The 818-nt window shown below is 62.3% G+C and carries 1 protein-coding gene; it reads right to left on the bottom strand.

Features of this window, described 5'->3' with window-relative positions; all coding sequences use genetic code 11:
* Positions 1 to 818, bottom strand: an 818-nt coding sequence (locus tag GCN75_RS28800) for a hypothetical protein (RefSeq protein WP_152285374.1), incomplete at both ends; no start/stop codon positions are given.

Genomic DNA, 818 nt, shown 5'->3' on the forward strand with positions numbered 1-818 from the left:
CCAGGATGCCGGCACCTGCGTGCTCCAGCTTGCCATTGACGTTCGTCAACACCGTCGCGTTTAGGGCCAGGTTCGCGCTGTTGGCGGCGATGCGGCCCGCCGTGTTGTCCAACTTGCCTGTCGTGATGACGGTGTCGCCCGTGCCCGTCTGCACGATCTCGCCGCTGGCGTTGTTCAGGTTGGCCACATTCAGTTGCAGCTGGCCGCCCACGAGTTGGCCTTGGTTATTGATCAGCGACTGGCCATTGTTGGCATTGGTCGTGATGGCCAGCACGTTGCTGGCGGAAATCACCGCCTTGTTCGTCAATACGTCGCCGCTGCGTGCGGTGATGCCGATGTTGGCGGCACCCGTCTGGCTGCCCGACAGATCAATGGCCTCGCCCGTCAACACGGCACTGCCGGCCGCCAGGTTCTGGCCGCTCGCTTGCAACACGCCATCCGCGTTGATGGTCAAGTCACCCGCCGTACCCAGGCTGCCATCCGCCTTCACGCCGGCGCCCAGCAAGCCGCTGCTGGTGACTTTGCCAGCAGAAATCGTCGTGTTATTCACGGAGGCAATCGATCCCGTGTTGCTCAGTAAGCCACCGACCGTCAGTTGCTGGTTACGGCCCGCATACAGCAGGCCAGCATTCGTTAAATCACCGCTGATGCGCGCCGTCAAGTCCGTGCCGGCGCTCACTGTCCCCTGTTGGTTCAGCAAGGATGCCGCATCGAGACGCAACATGTCCGCCTGCAACACGCCACGCGTGTTGTCCAGCGCAGTACCACCCACATGAAGGCCAGTGGTCGCGGCGATCACGCCATCGGTATTGTTCAAC

This window comes from Janthinobacterium violaceinigrum (assembly GCF_009208555.1).
GTDB lineage: Bacteria > Pseudomonadota > Gammaproteobacteria > Burkholderiales > Burkholderiaceae_D > Janthinobacterium > Janthinobacterium violaceinigrum.